Source organism: Paenibacillus sp. EZ-K15 (genome assembly GCF_002573715.1).
In the GTDB taxonomy this organism is placed as follows: domain Bacteria; phylum Bacillota; class Bacilli; order Paenibacillales; family Paenibacillaceae; genus Paenibacillus_AQ.
In genome coordinates this window covers 782,801-801,895 of record NZ_PDHM01000017.1, presented here as the reverse complement: position 1 = coordinate 801,895, position 19,095 = coordinate 782,801, and the positions used below count along the sequence as shown (strand labels likewise).

The 19,095-nt window shown below is 47.1% G+C and carries 15 protein-coding genes and 1 pseudogene; 15 read left to right on the top strand and 1 reads right to left on the bottom strand.

Annotation, left to right across the window (positions count from 1 at the left end):
* Positions 1 to 294 precede the first annotated feature (294 nt).
* The 7 genes and pseudogenes from CRG97_RS20250 (at position 295) to CRG97_RS20220 (ending at position 9,593) form a co-directional block, all read left to right on the top strand.
* The gene (locus tag CRG97_RS20250) at positions 295 to 1,683 is read left to right on the top strand and encodes a helix-turn-helix domain-containing protein (RefSeq protein WP_098746645.1); all 1,389 of its coding nucleotides are present in this window, start codon (positions 295 to 297) and stop codon (positions 1,681 to 1,683) included.
* A gap of 437 nt (positions 1,684 to 2,120) precedes the next feature.
* Positions 2,121 to 2,650 (top strand): annotated as a pseudogene (locus tag CRG97_RS33805) (group II intron reverse transcriptase/maturase); the annotation flags it as partial.
* Positions 2,651 to 2,779: 129 nt separating this feature from the next.
* Entirely contained in the window at positions 2,780 to 4,159 is a 1,380-nt protein-coding gene (locus CRG97_RS20240) for a helix-turn-helix domain-containing protein (protein ID WP_098746643.1), read from the top strand.
* Between the two features lie 43 nt (positions 4,160 to 4,202).
* Positions 4,203 to 5,582, top strand: a complete 1,380-nt coding sequence (locus tag CRG97_RS20235; RefSeq protein WP_098746641.1) for a helix-turn-helix domain-containing protein — start codon at positions 4,203 to 4,205, stop codon at positions 5,580 to 5,582.
* Positions 5,583 to 5,749: 167 nt separating this feature from the next.
* On the top strand, positions 5,750 to 6,979 hold the full coding sequence (locus CRG97_RS20230; RefSeq protein ID WP_098746639.1) for a CynX/NimT family MFS transporter: 1,230 nt from the start codon (positions 5,750 to 5,752) through the stop codon (positions 6,977 to 6,979).
* A gap of 283 nt (positions 6,980 to 7,262) precedes the next feature.
* Entirely contained in the window at positions 7,263 to 8,492 is a 1,230-nt protein-coding gene (locus tag CRG97_RS20225; protein ID WP_098746637.1) for a chromate transporter, read from the top strand.
* A gap of 168 nt (positions 8,493 to 8,660) precedes the next feature.
* Positions 8,661 to 9,593, top strand: coding sequence for an NAD(P)/FAD-dependent oxidoreductase (locus CRG97_RS20220; protein WP_098746635.1), 933 nt, complete (start codon positions 8,661 to 8,663; stop codon positions 9,591 to 9,593).
* Positions 9,594 to 9,827: 234 nt separating this feature from the next.
* On the opposite strand, the gene CRG97_RS20215 is transcribed toward CRG97_RS20220, so the two are convergent.
* Complete coding sequence (locus tag CRG97_RS20215) at positions 9,828 to 10,127, bottom strand: hypothetical protein (RefSeq protein ID WP_098746633.1); 300 nt, start codon at positions 10,125 to 10,127, stop codon at positions 9,828 to 9,830.
* Between the two features lie 150 nt (positions 10,128 to 10,277).
* Here CRG97_RS20215 and CRG97_RS20210 point away from each other — a divergent pair, with 150 nt between their 5' ends.
* From CRG97_RS20210 to CRG97_RS20175, 8 genes are all read left to right on the top strand, one after another.
* Complete coding sequence (locus tag CRG97_RS20210) at positions 10,278 to 10,664, top strand: antibiotic biosynthesis monooxygenase family protein (protein ID WP_098746631.1); 387 nt, start codon at positions 10,278 to 10,280, stop codon at positions 10,662 to 10,664.
* A gap of 221 nt (positions 10,665 to 10,885) precedes the next feature.
* Positions 10,886 to 11,866, top strand: coding sequence for an AAA family ATPase (locus CRG97_RS20205; RefSeq protein WP_098746630.1), 981 nt, complete (start codon positions 10,886 to 10,888; stop codon positions 11,864 to 11,866).
* Positions 11,867 to 11,879: 13 nt separating this feature from the next.
* The gene (locus tag CRG97_RS20200; RefSeq protein ID WP_098746628.1) at positions 11,880 to 12,986 is read left to right on the top strand and encodes a DUF58 domain-containing protein; all 1,107 of its coding nucleotides are present in this window, start codon (positions 11,880 to 11,882) and stop codon (positions 12,984 to 12,986) included.
* Positions 12,983 to 14,287: a DUF4129 domain-containing protein gene (locus CRG97_RS20195; RefSeq protein ID WP_098746626.1), complete on the top strand. Its 1,305-nt coding sequence runs from the start codon at positions 12,983 to 12,985 to the stop codon at positions 14,285 to 14,287. Before CRG97_RS20200 ends, CRG97_RS20195 begins: the two co-directional genes overlap by 4 nt.
* 12 nt (positions 14,288 to 14,299) lie before the next feature.
* On the top strand, positions 14,300 to 16,252 hold the full coding sequence (gene pulA, locus CRG97_RS20190; RefSeq protein ID WP_098746623.1) for a type I pullulanase: 1,953 nt from the start codon (positions 14,300 to 14,302) through the stop codon (positions 16,250 to 16,252).
* A 100-nt stretch (positions 16,253 to 16,352) separates the two neighbouring features.
* The gene (locus CRG97_RS20185; protein ID WP_098746621.1) at positions 16,353 to 17,957 is read left to right on the top strand and encodes an S-layer homology domain-containing protein; all 1,605 of its coding nucleotides are present in this window, start codon (positions 16,353 to 16,355) and stop codon (positions 17,955 to 17,957) included.
* 129 nt (positions 17,958 to 18,086) lie between these two features.
* Positions 18,087 to 18,542: a RidA family protein gene (locus tag CRG97_RS20180; protein WP_098746618.1), complete on the top strand. Its 456-nt coding sequence runs from the start codon at positions 18,087 to 18,089 to the stop codon at positions 18,540 to 18,542.
* 2 nt (positions 18,543 to 18,544) lie between these two features.
* A complete protein-coding gene (locus CRG97_RS20175) occupies positions 18,545 to 19,060 on the top strand; it encodes a GNAT family N-acetyltransferase (RefSeq protein WP_098746615.1) in 516 nt (171 codons plus the stop codon).
* Positions 19,061 to 19,095 lie beyond the last annotated feature (35 nt).

The following is a 19,095-nucleotide window of genomic DNA, read 5'->3' as shown; positions in this document are numbered from 1 at the left end:
TATTAACGCGGTGTCGTGTTGAATTAAATACACAAAAAATAGCTGTCGAGACTTTCTCGACAGCCTGAGCGCTCCGAAAATTTCGGAGCGCTTTTTCTCATCGTAGTGATCAATCTGACGATATATAAAATAGTAAAGGAAAGTGATTGAATTTGGCATTTTTAAATTGTATTGGGTATTTTTTGTAAAAAAATGACGTAATTAAGTATTGACCGCTGGAATATTAATCAATATGATAACTGTATAGAGAAATATACTAATATTTGGGTTCTGATCCTAAAGGGTGGTGTTAGCTTGGAAATGACAGCCACGATTCGTGAACAAATGGAAGAGTTCCTACATAAGAACGAAATGACGATTAATCGGTTTGCTGAGATATCGGGGGTCAATAGCGGCACACTCAGCAACATTCTGAATGGCAACCGCCCGATTTCCATGCAGCAATTGGACCGGATTACGTTAGGTATGGGCCTGGAAGAGGGTTATTTTTACGCGCTGTATATTGATGAATGCATCTTTCATGCTACGCCGGATTGGCGTCGGCTGGGTCCGTTTCTTCACCGATGCGCTGAGCTGGGGAAGCTGAATTGTCTGGACAAGGCTGTCCGGATGACGATGGATAATATCTCTTATTCGCCTTTACTCTTTGAAACGGCAGAGCTTTTTTTCAAAGAGGGAAAACATGAGGCGGCTGTACTGCTGTATAAGAGCGTGGCTGAGAGTGAACGATTTCAGCATTCGGAAAGATTAGCCCTTTGTCAGTATCGGTTGTTTACGTTGGAATTGGGTGATGATCAGGAGGTTAATTCAAGGGCTGCAGTATACTTTGAACCTTATATTGATAGATTAGATGAAGTTTATCAATTGGATGCGTTAAGAGAGCTGATAAACTTAAACGTATCATTGAATAGGTGGAACAAAGTTGATGAACTAGCTGATAAAATGGGGAGAATAGCTTCAATCCAATATCAATACGAAGAGGGCATATTTGGACAAGAAGAAGAGAGAAGTAAACCGATCGTTTTCTATAAGTTATATTCATACTTAATAAAAGCCACTGTATATTATGAACGTGGAGCTTATGATTTAGCATTGAAGTATGTTTCTATGTACTCCGATCCGGAATGGCTCAAAAATGAGCCGAATGAAGAAGAACTTCTTATAATTAAACAGTTTAATGAGTGGGCTGAGGCTAACAGATATCTATATAAACTAATGGCTGGAAATGATGAAGCACTTTCGGAGTATGTAAAATACATCACAGATAAGGAGGATGAAATATTTCTCGCGATATGCAACATTATGATTGCTGCCAATAGATATCAACTACGAGTTGATCATATCTTGGAGAAATTTAAGGGTTATATAGGATTCAAAGAACAAAGGAATCATATAGGAGTAATTTTTCAACAAATAACAGTTGATCGATATACTAGGTTATTAGCTGAGTTAGGAATATATTATTTGAATTTAAAGCAGTTTGATAAGGGATTGAAATTAATTCTAGATAGTTTGGAAAAGTCCATTACTATAAACAGCGATAATGGAATGTTAAGATGTATGGGGGTGTTTGAACAATTTCGTAATTTTTCTACACTAGAGGTGCAACAAAGATACAGGGGTTTAGTGTGTGAAGTTCAAAAGCTAAATGATAAAAAAATTGGTCTATCCGTTAGTTATTAGCTTAGCTGAGAAGTATCATTACTATTTCACATATTTCTATTGGAAAATATAGTAGATTCTATTACAATTATAGATGTTCCAAAATGCGAGAATATTTGTGTAGTTCCGCCATATTTTACAATAAAAACAATGAAGAGATGAAAAACAAATTAGTGAGGTGCAAGAAATTATGAAAAAGAAATTGGCTCATCTATTGATTGCCTGTAGTATTCTTTTTGTGGTAGCAACTCCGAGTTTTACTGTAAATGCTGACAACACTATTCCACAAGATCGGATAATGCATTTAAGTAATCACGGAGTAGGAACGTGACAATTCTTACATATATGATTTAGTTAGGGTCATAAAGTGATGGCTTCCAGGTGTATCTGGAGCCATCTTTTTTATTAGTACGCCCAGCATAGCCGCCATTATAGGATGAAAATCCCGAACGGGGGCTCGCGAGCGCCTAGGATGTCCACCGCGAGGTCCCCTCTGAGCACTTCTGGCGAACATTCTGCTGGATGGTCTTTATAAAGAACATACCCAGCGTGGACTGCGATACGTTCGCTAAGCGGACGACTGACATATCTTTGTCGCAAACAAACGAGCAGGCGAACGTGTACTGAAATTGATAATCCACTTTTGGAGAAGGAAAGTTGAGACGATCTCCCGGTTTAAGGAGAAAGTCCGAGAACTAACGAATCGAAGTCGGTCCATATCCGAATAGCCTCTGACAAGGGGCACAGCGAGAGATTCGTTCAGTGGATTCGCCGAAGACTTCGAATGTGCTTATGGAACAATGGAAACGAGTGCGGACGCGTCTGCGTGAACTACGGGCCCTTGGCGTACCGGACTGGGCAGCTTTTAGGATGGCAAATTCAATTCCCCTCAAAATGTCTTGGAACATAAATAACGCCCTTTCAACCTTTTTGGGAAGCGAAAGGGCTGAAAAGTTTACTTTCTCGTTATCTGGAGCTTTGCTGGTAATCGTTCTTATTTATCTATTACAATTAATGTCATAATTATAACTATTGACCTAACAAATGTAAAATAATAGCATGAAATTAATTATTTACTATACTAATATTTGGTTTTCCATCTGGGGGTGTTGTTTACTTGGAGACGACAGCCACGATTCGCGGAGAAATAGCTAGATATTTGCAGAATCATCGTATGACAATTAACCGATTTGCCAGGATATCGGGCATCAACAGCGGGACACTTAGTAATATTCTGAATGGTAATCGTCCCATGTCTATGCACCAATTAGACCGGATTACCGAAGGAATGGGTCTGGAAGAGGGGCATTTCTATGAGCTTTACATAACGGAAAGCATTTTTCATACGACACCGGATTGGCGGAGGCTTCGACCTTTCCTTGTGCGCTGTGCGGAACTGGATAAATTGGATTGTTTGCATAAAGCTGCACGAATGACGATGGAAAATATCAATTATGCATCGATGCTTTTCGACTTGGCGGAAGATTTGTTTAACGAGGAAAAGTACAATGCAGCCGCATTGTTATACGAATGCGTAGCCGAGTGCGAAAAATTGCAGTATTCCGAACGGTTGGCACTTTGTCAGTATCGATTATTCTTAATAAGATTAGGGGAGAATCAAGAAGAAAATTTACAAGCCGCTGTATACTTTGAGCCCTATATCGATAGGTTAGATGAAATGTATCAACTGGATGCATATGTTAAGCTGATAAATCTGAATATTTCATTACAACGATGGGATAAAATCGAGACACTCGCAAAAAGAATGGGACATCAAGCGAAAATTCATTATCAACAAAATAGAGACAGGTTTAAGGAGTGCGAATATCCAAGAAAACCGCTTATATTTTATATTTTATATTCATACTTAATGCAGGCCGATATATATCAAGAGCGAGGGGATTACGATAATGCGTTCTACTATGTATCATTGTATGAAAAACCCGATTGGGTAATTAATCCAAGCAATGAAGAATCCCTCATTATGGATCAGTTCAACGAATGGGCTGAGGCTAATCGATATATGTATGGTTTAATGAGTGGACAACCAGATGTTCTATATCATTATGTAGATTATGTTGAATCAAGAAAAGATGAAATTTTCTTGGCTCTATGTAATATCATGATTACAGCCAATCGTCACCATCTCGATGTTGATCCTATTTTGGAACGCTTTAAAGAGTATTTGCATTATAGATCACAGCAAAATCAACTTGGAAAGGTTAACGATCAGCTCACAGTACATCGATACACCCGCTTCCTCGCCGAGTTAGGGATATACTATTTGAATGCTAAGCAGTATGATCGCGGGTTATCCTATATCCTGGACAGCCTCAAGTATTCGATAAGAACCAAAAGTGATAACGGGATGTTGCGGTGCATGGGAATCTTCGAGCAGTTCCGTCAGTATTCATCCAAGGAAACACAGAAACTGTATAATGAATACATTCGTGATGTTCAAAAATTATCCGTGTACGCTTGGAGCCCTCAAGTGTAATAGGGAAATGCTATTTAATAGATTTTTCTGGGGGTGTTGTTACTTGGAGACGACAGCCACGATTCGCGGAGAGATAGTTAAATATTTGCAGAATCATCGTATGACGATTAACCAATTTGCAAAGAAATCGGGTGTCAATAGCGGAACACTTAGTAATATCATAAATGGTAATCGTCCCATGTCTATGCACCAGCTAGACCGGATTACCGAAGGTATGGGGCTGGAAGAGGGGCAATTCTATGAACTTTATATAACTGAGAGTATTTTCCATGCTACCCCCGACTGGCGTAGGCTTGGACCTTTTCTGGGGCGATGTGCGGAGCTGGATAAACTGGATTGTTTGCATAAAGCAGCACGAATGACGATGGAGAACATCAATTACGCGCCGATGCTTTTTGAAATGGCGGAGGAATTCTTCAACAGGGAGAAGTATAAAGCGGCGGCATTATTGTATGAATGCGTAGCTGAAAGTGAAAAGTTCCAGCATTCTGAAAGGCTTGCATTATGCCAATATCGGCTCTTTGTAATGGAGATAAGTGACAATGTGGAAGCTAATCTAAAGCTGGCAGTATCTTTTGAGCATTATATTGATAGATTAGATGATGAATATCAATTAGACGCTTATAGAAAGCTTATTAATGTGAATATTTCTTTTCAGCGGTGGGACACAATTGAAGTACTGGCTAGAAAAATGGGTCATAAAGCTAGATTACAATATAAGAACAATTGTAAAATAGCGATTATGAATGATGGACAGGAAAAGCCCATCATTTTTTACATACTCTATTCATTTCTAATTCAAGCGAATGTCCGTCGTGAAGCAGGAAATTTTGAGGAAGCATTAAGTTATCTGTCTATGTATGAAAACCCGGATTGGATAAAGGCACCGTCCGATCAGGAAAAAATAATTATCAATCAGTTTAAAGAATGGGCAAGAGCGAATCGATACTTATACAGGTTAATGTCTGGACACTCTGACGTTCTTTTTGAATATGTAAACTATGTTGAATCTAGAACAGATGAGATTTTTACTGCCTTATGCAATATTGTTGTAGCAGCAAATCGACATCGCTTTAACATAGATCATATTCTGGAGAAGTTTAAAGAGTATCAGGTATATAAACCACAACGAAGCAGCCTCGGCAAGATAAGTGAACAAGTTACGATGAACCAATACGCTCGCCTTCTTACTGAGCTAGGGATATACTATTTGAACTCCAAAAAATTTGATCGTGGTTTAACATTCATTGTAGATAGTTTGGAGTACTCGATAAGAATCAAAAGTGATAACGGAATGCTGCGATGCATGGGAATCTTCGAGCAGTTCCGACAGTACGCATCCGAGGAAACACAGAAACGGTATAATGATTACATTAGCGATGTTCAAAAATTATCCGTATACGCTTGGAGCCCACTTGTGTAGGGCTCTATACGTGCGTCTGCAGGCTAATGCACAACGCTGAATCGGCGGCGGACTGGCCCGAAAAGCGGCCATGATAGCCTCCCGAGGCTATAGCCTAATGTCCGGGTTTGTGATAAACTCGGATAAGTTTATTTTTACATATTGTTTGAAAGTAAGGAGTCCATGTCATGACATCAAGAACATCGATAGATCAAAACACAACTTCCGCTGGGCGCACATGGATGATGTTTGCAGGTATCATCCTGATTGCCATTAACCTGAGAGCGGCGATTACATCGGTCGGCCCGCTGATCGGGATCATCCGCGACGATACGGGAATCTCGAACACGTTGGCGGGTATGCTCACTACGCTGCCGCTATTAGCCTTTGCTTTATTGTCGCCGATGGCACCGGCCATGGCCAAAAAATGGGGTTTGGAGAATACTCTTTTACTTAGTATGGTGGTACTGACATTCGGAATCGGCATACGTTCGGTATCATCTCCGTATACGCTGTTAATCGGTACCGCATTTCTCGGAATGGCCATAGCCGTAGGGAACGTGCTGCTTCCAAGTCTGGTCAAGCGGGATTTCCCGCGGCATATCGGATTGATGACGGGCACGTACTCTGCCTCGATGAACCTGCTCGCCGCGATCGCATCCGGGATCAGCGTTCCACTGGCTACCCAAGCAGGCCTTGGCTGGCAAGGATCCCTATTAATCTGGGGTTCATTGTCCGTGTTAGCCCTGATCGTCTGGATCATCCAGCGCCGCAGTTCCGGAAGAACCGCTGAGGTCAGTTCGGCTGCGACCAAACATCAGAGTGTACTGAGATCACCGCTTGCTTGGTACATTACTTTATTCATGGGACTTCAATCGTTTACGTTCTACGTGAACATCTCATGGCTGCCCGAGATTCTGAGAAGCCAAGGCATGGATTATAGTGCTGCGGGCTGGATGCTCTCGATTCTCCAATTTGTCAGCTTACCATTCTCCTTCATTATTCCTGTTCTGGCTGGCCGGAATCCCAATCAGCGTATGCTGGTGACGATCTCAGCATTGTCCATGCTGACTGGTTATGCAGGCCTATTTTCCGGCATGACTTCTTTGAATCTGCTATGGGTGATGCTGGTAGGTATTTCAGGTGGGGCGAATTTCAGCTTATCCCTGATGTTCTTTACCCTTCGTACGAAATCGGCTCAAGAAGCTGCCGCTTTATCCGGTATGGCCCAGTCGCTGGGTTATTTATTGGCTGCTGTAGGTCCGTTGCTCATCGGGTTCCTGCATGATGCGACAGGAGGATGGAAGGTGCCTCTGGCGGTGCTGTCTGCCATTGTCCTTGTATTGTTCATCTTCGGTTTTGGCGCAGCGAAGCCAGGTTATCTCTCCGTACCGAACGAAACGAAGCCGGAGGCTTAAAGCTATAGGAGTCAATTGATAGTGACGCACTGTAAATATGATAATAAGAGCGATCCATGGACATAAGTTCTGTTGGGTCGCTCTTTTTTCAGTGTTTGTGCGGACTTTCATACGATAACATTCAAAAATTCTAAAGATTTTACGTAGCGTTTACATAAATGGGTAGATTGATTATGAGAATTTGGTATACTCTGAAATTTGATAAAGATGATCTGTATACTTAAGGGTGAACGGGTTACAAGTTTTTATTACATTACACCAAGCATATGGGGAGCGATGGATATTGAATCCGGAGACAGAGAAAGAACAAGTGCAAACTCAAGTCGGCAATAGGCAGCCCTCTGGCAGGTGGCATGCTCTCGGCGAAACCTGGTGGACTGCTTTACAGCTGGGACTTACTTCATTTGGCGGACCGATCGCCCATCTCGGATACTTCCACCAGACTTACGTGCGGCGCAAACAATGGCTGGATGAGAAGAGTTACGCTGATTTGGTGGCCCTGGCCCAGTTTCTTCCTGGCCCAGCCAGCAGCCAGGTGGGCATTGGTGTTGGGGTGATGCGAGCGGGACTATGGGGCGGTATCGTTGCCTGGCTCGGCTTCACGTTACCATCCGTGCTCATGCTCATGATCTTCGCTTATTTGATGCAAACCTTCGATCCCGGCTCGGCAGGCTGGATTCAAGGGCTGAAAATTGTCGCAGTGGCCATCGTGGCGCAAGCGGTTCTGGGTATGGCAGGAAAACTGGCCTCGGGTCCCGTACGGGCGGCCATAGCGTTAGTAGCCATGGCCTTTGTTTTGCTGTGGCAGAGTCCTATTTCTCAAGTGACGGTCATCGCTCTGGCCGGCATTTCGGGACTGTGGTTGTTTAGGCGTCAAGTGAACGAAGAAGCTGCACCCGAGATCAAGATGCCGATTGGACGGAAAGCCGGACTCTTTTGCTTGGGCATATTTGTTGTGTTATTAGTGGGTCTGCCGCTCCTTAAAGGTCTGACCGATAATGGTTGGGTAGCCATTGTGGACAGCTTCTACCGAGCTGGATCGCTTGTATTCGGCGGAGGCCACGTCGTTCTCCCGCTGCTCGAGAGTGAGACGGTGTTGAACGGATGGATGTCCAAAGAGGATTTCCTGACGGGTTACGGAGCAACACAGGCTGTACCCGGTCCGTTGTTTACTTTTGCCGCGTACCTCGGGGTCTTGATCCAGGGGATTCCTGGAGGTGTCGTTGCTGTACTCGCTATCTTTTTGCCTGGATTTCTGCTCATCGTAGGGGCAATGCCGTTCTGGAACAGCATCCGTAGAAACCCTAAACTGCAAGGCATGCTGACAGGCATGAATGCGGCAGTGGTCGGGATTCTGCTGGCCGCTTTGTATCATCCCATTTGGACATCCTCCATTCATAGTCCGCTTGAATTTGTGATCGGCGCGGGTCTGTTCGGGATGCTGATGTTCTGGAAGAGCCCTCCGTGGCTTGTTGTGATTACCGGTGCATTAGCCGGACAGCTTCTCCTGTGATTCATTGCTTTGGACCTCGGCGCTTAATGCCGGGGTCTATTTGATTTTTCAGGAGTAAATCACGGCAGATTGGTTAAATATTTAGGGTGTACCTCTCTTCTTGAAGTATATCTTGATGCAAGGAGTTCCAGCTCTTAATTCGATATAGAAATGAGTGGATAAACCTACATGTTGGATACCGAAGTGAAAGATTGCATTATCATCGGCGGCGGAATTGCAGGTCTGCAGGCGGCTATACAGCTGGGACGGTATTCTGCCTACGATGTCCTTGTGATTGACCGGGGAACGGGGCGGTCCACCATATGTAAGAGCTACCGCAACATCCTCGGATGGCCGGATGGAGTCCCTGGTGAAGAGCTCAGGCGGCGCGGACGTCAGCAGGCGGAGTCTGTTGGTGTCACGTTTGCTGCTGATGATATTCGGAAAGCGGGGCGAGATGAAGCGGAGTATTTTGTGTTAACCGGTAAAGATGGAGTTCAGTACAGGGCCAAAACCTTGCTGCTCGCAACAGGTGTGATGGACCGTTTTCCCAAGCTTCCAGGCCTGATGCCCACGCTGGGCACATCCGTCTTTGTATGCCCCGATTGCGATGGTTATGAAATTCAGGATCGAAAGACTGTCGTGATGGGATCGGGCGATCCCGGTGCGAGTATGGCCGTGTTGCTATCGGAGCGGACCAAGGATATCATCTACATCAATCACGAAGGGGAGCCAGCTTCTTCCGAGCATATGTCCCAATTGGCGGAGCTCGGGATTCCGTATATAGAGAAAAAGGTGTCGGAAATTCATGAGGAGGGCGGCATTCTATCGGCCGTCGTGTTGGAGGATGGGAGCATTGTGTCCGCGGAGCGGGGGTTTATATCTTTTGGCGGGAATATGATCTATTCCGAATTGGCCGACCAGTTGGGGGCAGAGCTTGAGCACAACCGGCATGTCAAGACCGATCCAAGGTCCAAAATGACGAGTGTCGAGTTGCTCTGGGCCGCTGGTGACCTGGGCGTCCATTCCGAATTAACCACCGTGGCGATGGGTGAGGGTGCGACTGCCGCGATCTGGATCAACAAGACGCTAAAGAAGATGACTAGCGGGGCTGTTACTTGATGCTATAGAAATAGACCCGAATCATTAGAAAACCACGATACGATTCCGTCGATAAACATTCTAATAAAACCCGCCTGATCGGGCACGGCATGTAGCGAGCATGGCCGTGGATCAAGGCGGGTTTTGTTAAGAGATAAGAACGTATAAACTTCAGAGAGGCTGACCATCTTTACGCGCAAGAAAAAGTTCCGCTATATGTGGTCTGTCCTATAAAAGTACGCCGCCGATAGGCATTTACAGACCGAATCGGGTGATATGATCTTCGAGCCTATACTTTTGCAGTAATTCGGTTTGCTTGGGACCGATCAGATCAAAGTGCGGGTAAGGCAGGCGATAATGGATATATTCCGGATTAAGTCCGTTGGATACACACCAGTCCTCAAGGCGCTGGAGGTTCGAGCAGCCTACTTTGGTTACAGTATGGAACTCCGGAAACCGCTTGTCGTACCAATAATGGGTCAAAAAAGCGATGTCTCCTTGTGCGACCTTCTGCTTCCATTGCTGCAATTCCTGTCTCGAGATGCCGAATGCCATGTTTGTCTCATCCTTATAAGTGTATTCATGCTTCTCATTATATCAGCATATACTTGACTGCACCTACTTGTTTTCCTAGCATGGCGCTGCCCAATAACAAGCGTTACTTCTTACCGTTGATCGGATGGATATCGAAGAGGGGGATGCGATATGATACTGGAATCAGCGATACTTTATATCAAACCGGGGCTGGCAAGCGAGTTTGAAAGTGCTTTTCGGGAAGCTTCCGGCGTTCTGTTAACGAAAAAGGGATATGTAAGCCATGAGCTTAACAAGTGTGTGGAGAACCGGGATGAATATATATTCCTCGTCCGCTGGAGCGGCATTAAGGATCACCTGATCGGCTTCCGCGGGCATCCGGACTATAAGCTATGGAATGCGTCTCTGGAGCCGTTTTATGCCCAGCCGCCTGAGGTTAGGCATTATATCGATATCCGGATCGATAGTCGCGAGCAGGCTGAGGCGGAGCTGACTAAACTATTGATTCCTGAAAGCAGGACGGATCCGGCTTCCCAGGAAGAACGGACGACAGAATAATCAGATCTTCAAATATCGGGCGTGTCGCAATAAGGGTGCATTCTCGGAAGCTGTCCTTGGACAGCTTCTTGGCGTATCGGAAGCACAGGGGATCGGGATATATCTTCATGGTAACAGAAGGAGAAGCCGGTCTATTATGCAATCGGTCTTATTTTGTCCCGAATAACAGGAATTATGGGATGTCATGACGAACTTTGTTGTAAGGTTAAACTACATAAGGGGTGGTTACAATTACTCTAGATTATCATGGCGTTCGTCGTCTTGCCGACGACATTCGGGCAAACGTTTCCAAAGTTATGGTAGGTAAAGAGCAACTGATTGACAGACTGTTTATTGCCATGGTTACTTCAGGTCATGTTCTGCTGGAAGATGTGCCGGGTACAGGTAAGACATTGCTGGCTAAATCCATCTCGAAGTCGATTGATTGCACGTTTAAGAGGGTGCAGTTTACGCCGGATTTGCTGCCGACGGATCTGAGCGGCATTTACTTCTATAATCAACAATCCGCGACGTTTGAATTCCGTCCGGGTCCTTTATTCACGAATATCCTTCTAGCCGATGAAATCAACCGGGCGACACCCCGTACGCAGTCCAGTCTATTGGAGTGCATGGAGGAACGCCAGATCAGCATTGACGGGGTAACCCATCAGTTGGAAGAACCGTTTCTGGTCATCGCGACGCAGAATCCGCTGGAACAGCAAGGAACGTTTCCGCTGCCGGAGGCGCAGCTGGACCGCTTTCTGTTCAAACTGAATATGGGATACCCTACTTCGGAGGAAAGCGTGAATATTCTGAAACGGTTTAAAGATGATCAACCCTTGGAGTCATTAATGGCAGTTGCAACATCTGAGCGGATCGTACAAGCCAGACATATCGTCAGCAAAGTACATGTCAGCGATGAGATGTTATCCTATATCGTTGCGCTTTCGGAGCATTCGAGACGGGATGAAGCGGTTGCTTCCGGGGTAAGCCCAAGGGGCTGCCAAGCCTTATTGAAGGCTGTGCAGGTACAAGCTATCCTGAAGGGCAGGGAGTTTGTTACCCCTGATGATGTGAAGGATTTGGCTGTCCCGACATGGGCGCATCGGTTGAAGCTTCGCGGGACGCTCCACAGCCGCGGCGGTGCTGCCGCGGCGGAAGAAGTGATCGAACGGTTGCTGCAGCAGGTTTCCGTACCGACTGAAGAAGGCATTTCGTCGTAGGGGGCGGATGGCTATGGGAGCCTACTGGATATTGTTCATCGCCGCGGTGGTCGTCGTCGTGCAGGGCAAGCTTTTCAAACGGATGGCCTTGAAAAGGCTGAACTACAGCCGCTCCTTCAAGGTGTCGACTTGCTATGAGGGAGATTCCGTGGAATTGATCGAAATCATTGAGAACCGCAAAGCATTGCCTGTACCCTGGTTAAGGATAGAATCCCAATTCCGCTCGGGTCTGGCATTTGATAATCAATTGAACCTGGATATCAGCGAGGGGCAATTCAATCAGAACCACAAGAGCTTCTTCAGTCTTCTGCCTTGGACCAAGATCCTTCGCAGACATCGGATTACCGCTAAGCGCAGAGGCCTGTATAAGCTGGGCACAGTATCAATGACGACGGGTGATCTGGTCGGAATGGAGTCGATTGTGGAGAGTAAGACGTTGTCCGGTGGCATTATCGTGTATCCGATGCCGATGGATGTGTCGGACATGGCCCTCCCGGTCCAGACTTGGATGGGCGAAATGCTGGTCCGAAGATGGATCTTGGAGGATCCTTTCCTGATATCGGGCGTGCGCGAATATCGCGACGGCGATCCGCTGAAGGATATTCAATGGAAGGCGACCGCACGGACAGGCATCTTACAGGTCCACAGGCGGGATACTACAGCGGACAGCCGACTCTTGATCTATCTGAATATAGAGGATCATGAGCAGATGTGGAGCAAAGCGACGCGGCCGGAGCCGATCGAGTATGGCATCCGCCTGGCGGCTGGCATTACAGCTCACTTATTGTCACAGGGAATGGAGATCGGAATGGGGACGAACGGAACGCTTGGCGAGGATTCAACCGATGAGGCATTCGTCCCCGTTGCAGGCGGCATGACGCAGCAGCAGCTGATATTCGAAATGCTGGCGAGACTGGAGCTGACGCGCAAGGCTTCTTTTCATGATTATCTGGCCCATGAACTGTCCCGGCATGAAGAGGCAAGAGATATCCTCATTCTGAGCACTTATGTCAGCCCTAGGCTGGAAGAAATGTTTCAACGATTTCGGGACCATGGGCATACGATTCAGGTATTTCCTCTCGATGATGTGCCGTCTCCTGCAAAGGAGGTGTCTGCATGACCTCTCGAGGCACTGGATTTATAAAGGCTTTCTTGCAGGGGTTCGTGGAATGTGTGCTCTATTTTCCGGTTCTCTTTATTCCGGCGTTCTATCTGCTGCCTGAATCGTACCACTGGGTATGGCCTGTCCTAGTATTAGGCGGGTACTTACTTGGCTACACAGGTACGCGATGGTTCAAGCTGGATCGTCAGTTTAAGGCAACCTTATGGGCTAGCCTGGTTTCCATTACGGTATCCATCGCTTTCATAGGCGTTGATTTGACTCTTGTTTATTTCATCCCTCTATTATTTATTGCCAGTTATCGCGGAAGCCGAATGGAGCAGGGAAGCTGGAATTTGATGTTTCCGGGGACTTATTTCTTAATAGGTTTGATTCTGTACGGGGTCAGCAGTTTTATGTTAAGTTTCATGGATTCATTCCAGGGTGGCATATCATCTCTGACCTGGATGGGGGCAGCGGCGTTAGGACTGACCCTGTTGATTGTCAATCGGCAGTTGGTGTTGGATGAGACACTGCCAGGCAATGATCAACCTGTATTGGAACGGCGAGTTCTGCGCTACAATCGCTGGTTTATCATCGTATTGCTGCTTCTGGTCGCGGTGGTCGCTTTTCTTCCGCAACTGCAGCAATGGGTCTCTGATATGGCGCGGGGGATCGCTGCATGGATCTCCGGATGGTTCGGCTCCGGAGCGGAGCAGGCTCCGGAGCCGCCTTCGATGTCGGAGCCTCCGCCCGAAATGCCATTCCTCGATGAAGAAACCAAGCCGCCGAGCCCATGGATGAAGGTATTGGAGCAAGTGCTTATCTATGGCGTGTTCACCGCTATCGGGATCGGGATTTTGTATGTTCTGTTCAGGTTTGGCAAAGTACTGCCTAAGCTGTACCGAAGATTCTCTGCATGGATGAACAGGATGATGAACAGACAGAACATTCAGCCTTCACTAGGTTATGAGGATGAAGTGGAGAACATTGAACATGACCCGGCATCCAAACGACTAAAACGGCTGTTGTCCGGTATGCGTATCGGCGGAAAGTTTCGGGCAGGAGAAGGATCAGAGCATCTAAATGAGAAAATTCGCCAAATGTATCGGATGATACTTTCCCGAAGTATCAGGGAAGGCTATCATTGGAAAGCATCGCTAACACCGCGGGAAACCGAAAGCGATCTTAAGGAATGGGACGGAAGGAAGGATCGTATTCCACAATCCTTGATCGAGCTTTACGAGGAAGCCCGATATGGTACCCGTACCATTACGGAAGAAGAAGTTGAACGGCTGCAATTGGATAGGAAGCATACATGAGGAGTGAACATCTTGTCGGTACAAAAAGAAAGCAATGCTGTTATTCACTACGGAGATCCCGCGGTTACCGGGGGAGTCTCCGTCTTTGATAAGGAATTTGATAAGCTATTTTATTATGCTGGAACGGATCTGGGTTTAACCTACCAACCGCAAGAGTCCACGTTTCGCCTGTGGGCACCGACGGCGAGTGAGGCCTACGTCCTGCTCTATCGGGATTGGCAGGCAGTAGAAGCCCGGCGAATCGCGATGACGCGTGATGTGAAGGGAACTTGGCTGCTGAAAGTAGGAGAAAATCTTCAAGGCATGTTCTACACCTACCAGGTCCTTATCGGGGATCAATGGAATGAAGCTGTCGACCCCTACGCTGCCGCTGTAGGCGTCAATGGGGATCGTGCTTACATCTTGGACATGACCTCGACCAATCCAGAACACTGGACAGAAGACAAACCGCCATTTCTTAGTCCTCTGGATGCCGTAATCTATGAACTGCATGTTCGTGATTACACCATTCATCAAGGCAGTGGAGTGAAGCATAAAGGCAAGTTTGCAGGTCTAGCGGAGACAGGTACCCGGGGCCCTGGAGGGATTCGCACAGGGCTTGATCATATTGTCGAGCTTGGAGCCACGCATGTGGAGCTGCTCCCGATCTACGATTTTGCAACGGAAAGCGTGGACGAAACCAGGCTTCATGAGCCGCAGTACAATTGGGGATACGACCCGAAGAACTACAATGCTCCAGAAGGCTCGTATGCTACGGATCCGTATGTGCCTGAGGTTCGGATTCGTGAACTGAAGCAGTTGATTCAGACATTCCACGATCATGGCCTTCGGGTCATCATGGATGTGGTGTATAACCATGTATATGACGGGTATCTGATCAATTTTACGAAGCTGGTCCCCGGATATTACCTACGCTATACGAAGGACGGCAAATTCTCAAACGGATCCGGGTGTGGTAACGACACGGCATCCGAGCGTCCGATGATGCGGAAATTCATTGTGGAATCCGTCCTGCATTGGGTGAAGGAGTACCGGATCGACGGTTTTCGCTTTGATCTCATGGGTTTAATTGATGTGGAGACGATGAATGAAATCCGGGCGCGCCTGGACGAAATTGATCCGAGTATCATCACGATCGGTGAAGGTTGGGTCATGAATACCGAGCTGGATGAGAAGAAGCGAGCGAATCAGCAGCAGGCACCCGTGATGCCGCGCATCGCTCATTTTAACGACGGATTCCGCGATGCGGTCAAAGGGGACATCTTCCAGTTTGATTATAGAGGCTTTGTGAGCGGCGGAGATGGATATGAAGACAAGGTGAAGCAAGGCATCGTGGGCGGCATTCCGTATTCCAAAGATATCAAGGCGTTTGCTTCCGAGCCGGATCAGTGCGTAAATTACGTGGAGTGTCATGATAACCATACCCTATGGGACAAAATTATGCTGTCCACGGAAGGGGAGAATGATGCCATACGTCGCGATATGCACCGGCTGTCATCGGCGATGATTCTGACCAGTCAAGGCATCCCTTTCCTGCATGCTGGTCAAGAGTATTACCGCTCTAAGAACGGAGTGGAGAACAGCTATAATGCTAGTGATGAAGTGAATCGGCTGGACTGGGGTATGGCATCGGAGCACCAGGATGGAGTGAATTACATTCAGCGGCTCGTTCAGCTTCGCAAGAATCATCCGGCATTCAGAATGAGGGATGCAGCGTCGATCCGTAAGCATCTTCGGTTTGAACCATGCCCTGGGAATGCCGTTGCTTTCACGCTTCGCGATCATGCGGGCGGTGATCCAGAGAAACATATCTATGTGCTCTATTATGCCGCACGGAAAGAGTCCTCTCTCGCTTTACCCGAGCTGGGCGAATGGAAGATTCTGCTTGGCGAAGAGCATATTAAGCGTTTAACCCGGGATTCCCTTGTCGTAGAAGGGATCGGTGCTGTCATTTTATCCTGTTAATACTAAACAGGAAGCGAATATTACCAAGAAATGAATAATGCCTGATTCTATGATCATCTGATATGCTGATGGTATCAGATGATAGAATCGAGGCGTCCCTTTGAAGAAGTATTTCCTGTCACTTTGTTTGCTGCTGTCATTTACATCGTTATTTGGCCTTTTTCAGGCATCAGCGGCTCAAGCTCCTAGCCCGACCCATTTTCACGATATCTCGGCAAGTTTCGCAAAAGACGCGATCCAGCGTCTGGCCAAGAGAGGTATCGTAAGCGGGGATGGCACAGGAGCTTTTTTGCCGCGAAATCCGGTTACCCGGGCCGAATTCATGGCCATGGTTGCCAGAATGCTCAAGATGGAGCCCGTTCAGAATGACTTGTCCGCGTTTCGGGATGTTTCCCAATCAGCATGGTATTATGGCTGGGTTCACGCGGGACTTAATTTGTCCATTGTTGAGGGGAACGGTTACCGGTTCTACCCCAATGCATCCATAACAAGGCAAGAGGCAGCTGTGATGGTGATTCGTGCCATGAAAGAAAATGGTTATATGAACGGAAATACAGCCGGCCAATACACGGATTCTGCTTCCATCGCGGAATGGGCTTGGAATGCCGTTGGCAAAGCGACTGATACAGGCTGGTTGAAAGGGAGTAAGGGACAGTTCAGGCCGCAGGACGCGATCACCCGAGAGGAAACGGCTATGCTGCTGGATCGGGTCCTGCAGTCGGGAAATGTGCTGACCCAGATTAACCTCCAGACTCCTGCAAATGTTCATATGGGCTGGTTGTATAACGGTACAACGAATCAATACATCTCCTATGCCAAACGGGCCGGATTGAATGTTCTGGTACCACGCTGGTATTACATGGAGGCTAACGGCAAGCTGACGGACCATACCGACAAGGAGCTGTTGAATTGGGCTCATAACAACAGTCGGCAGGTGTGGGCTATGGTGGGGAACCGCGGGAATGCGGAAGGAACCCATCAAGTTTTAAGCAGCGCACAGTCCCGGAAGTCTGTCGTTGACAGTATTACAGCGAATGTCTCCCGGTATCGATTGGATGGGATCAATATTGATTTTGAGAACGTCATGCCACAGGATCGTCAGAATCTGACGGCCTTTATTACGCAATTATCCATAGAGATGAGGCGGCTTGGAGCTAAATTATCCATCGATGTTTCACCTGATCTGAATACGGATTGGACGGCTGCATTCGATTACGCAACGCTTGGTACTCAGGTGGACTATATGGTGCTCATGAGTTATGACCAGCACTGGGGTGGTTCGCCAATAGCGGGCTCGGTTTCCTCGCTCCCTTGGAGTGAATCCGCGCTGCGCAAGCTGCTGACTCAAGTTCCGGCTAAGAAGAGCATCATCGCATATCCGCTGTACACGAGGGATTGGAAGACCGCTTCGTCGGTATCCTCGGAGGACATCAGTTTGGCCGAGCAAGGACATCGCATTCGCCTGAACAAGGCTTCATTAACATGGAATGCCAGCGTGGCGCAGTATGAAGCAGCTTATAGCAGCAGCGGCATTCAGCATCGCATATGGATCGAGGAGTCCCGCTCTTTATCCATGAAACATCTCATGGCGGCCAAATACCATATTGCCGGTTACGCCTATTGGTATCCGGGCGCTGAGACAATTGACGTATGGCAGGCCATTCATAATGCGGAACGTTATGCTTATTATTCGTTCCGGATCTAAAACATCAGATATATTGATTTCAAGTCCAGCCTCGATGAGTGAGGTTGGTTTTTTTTACTTGTAAAAAGATCATTCCGTGATACAATAGTTGAAATTTATTTAGAATATTTTTCCTGTAGGAGTGATCACATGACCGTTCGTGCGGAGGAACGTCTGAAGCAGTTGGGTATCCGCTTGCCTAAAGCCGGCTCACCAGCAGCGAAGTATGCCAATTATGTCATCGTTAACGGATTGATGTATGTTTCAGGCAAGGGTCCTTCCGGACAGCCAAGAGGGAAATTGGGGGAGCATTACACAACAGAGCAGGGGTATGAATATGCTCGACTGACCGGAATTGAAGTTCTGGCCGTATTGAGCGAAGGCCTGGGCTCACTTGATAAAGTGAAGCGCGTGGTCAAGGTTCAAGGCTTCGTTAACGCAAAAACCGACTATGAGGAGCATCATAAGGTGTTGAATGGATTCTCGGACTTGATGCTTGATGTATTCGGGGATCAAGGGATTCACGCCAGATCCGTATTCGGGGCCGTATCCTTACGGGATCAGCTGCCTGTTATTGTAGATTCAATCTTTCAAGTGGAGGAATAGGCATGGTATTAGTGTTAAGGGAGCTGCAGGTGAAGGAGGATGAAAGCCTGCTGCTTATGGTCCAGGAAATCGGCCAGGGCGGGAATGGCTTTGTTAATGGTCTAAATAGCGGAGGCATGGAAGAGTTCGCCTCTAAGGTGCAGCGCAATTACGAAATGGCGAGAGGCATCGATCTTCCGGATGAGTATGTTCCCCAGACGATATATTGGTTATACGATAACGACAAGCCTGTAGGATACGGTAAACTGAGACACTGGCTGAATGAGAATCTGCTAGAGCTAGGGGGACATATCGGGTATGTCATCAGGCCGTCGGAGCGTGGGAAAGGATATGGCAAGCGGCTGCTGGCGGAGTTGGTCAAGAGAGCCTATGACAAAAACATAAGTCGGGTCCTTCTGACCTGTGATGAATCCAACTTGGCATCCCGTTGCATCATTGAATGGAATCACGGTGAATTAAGTTCCATTACGAACGGGACGTGTAAATACTGGATTGAGACGGCTAAAGGGCACAACTAGGTGGAAGCTGCCAATCAACACGCGCTTGGAGAGAA

Bases quoted from the DNA above. Each gene is read 5' to 3' on its own strand.
- CRG97_RS20230 (WP_098746639.1), top strand. From the start codon at position 5,750: ATGACATCAAGAACATCGATAGATCAAAACACAACTTCCGCTGGGCGC.
- CRG97_RS20200 (WP_098746628.1), top strand. From the start codon at position 11,880: ATGGGAGCCTACTGGATATTGTTCATCGCCGCGGTGGTCGTCGTCGTG.
- CRG97_RS20195 (WP_098746626.1), top strand. From the start codon at position 12,983: ATGACCTCTCGAGGCACTGGATTTATAAAGGCTTTCTTGCAGGGGTTC.
- CRG97_RS20175 (WP_098746615.1), top strand. From the start codon at position 18,545: ATGGTATTAGTGTTAAGGGAGCTGCAGGTGAAGGAGGATGAAAGCCTG.
- CRG97_RS20220 (WP_098746635.1), top strand. From the start codon at position 8,661: ATGTTGGATACCGAAGTGAAAGATTGCATTATCATCGGCGGCGGAATT.
- CRG97_RS20210 (WP_098746631.1), top strand. From the start codon at position 10,278: ATGATACTGGAATCAGCGATACTTTATATCAAACCGGGGCTGGCAAGC.
- CRG97_RS20180 (WP_098746618.1), top strand. From the start codon at position 18,087: ATGACCGTTCGTGCGGAGGAACGTCTGAAGCAGTTGGGTATCCGCTTG.
- CRG97_RS20215 (WP_098746633.1), bottom strand. From the start codon at position 10,127: ATGGCATTCGGCATCTCGAGACAGGAATTGCAGCAATGGAAGCAGAAG.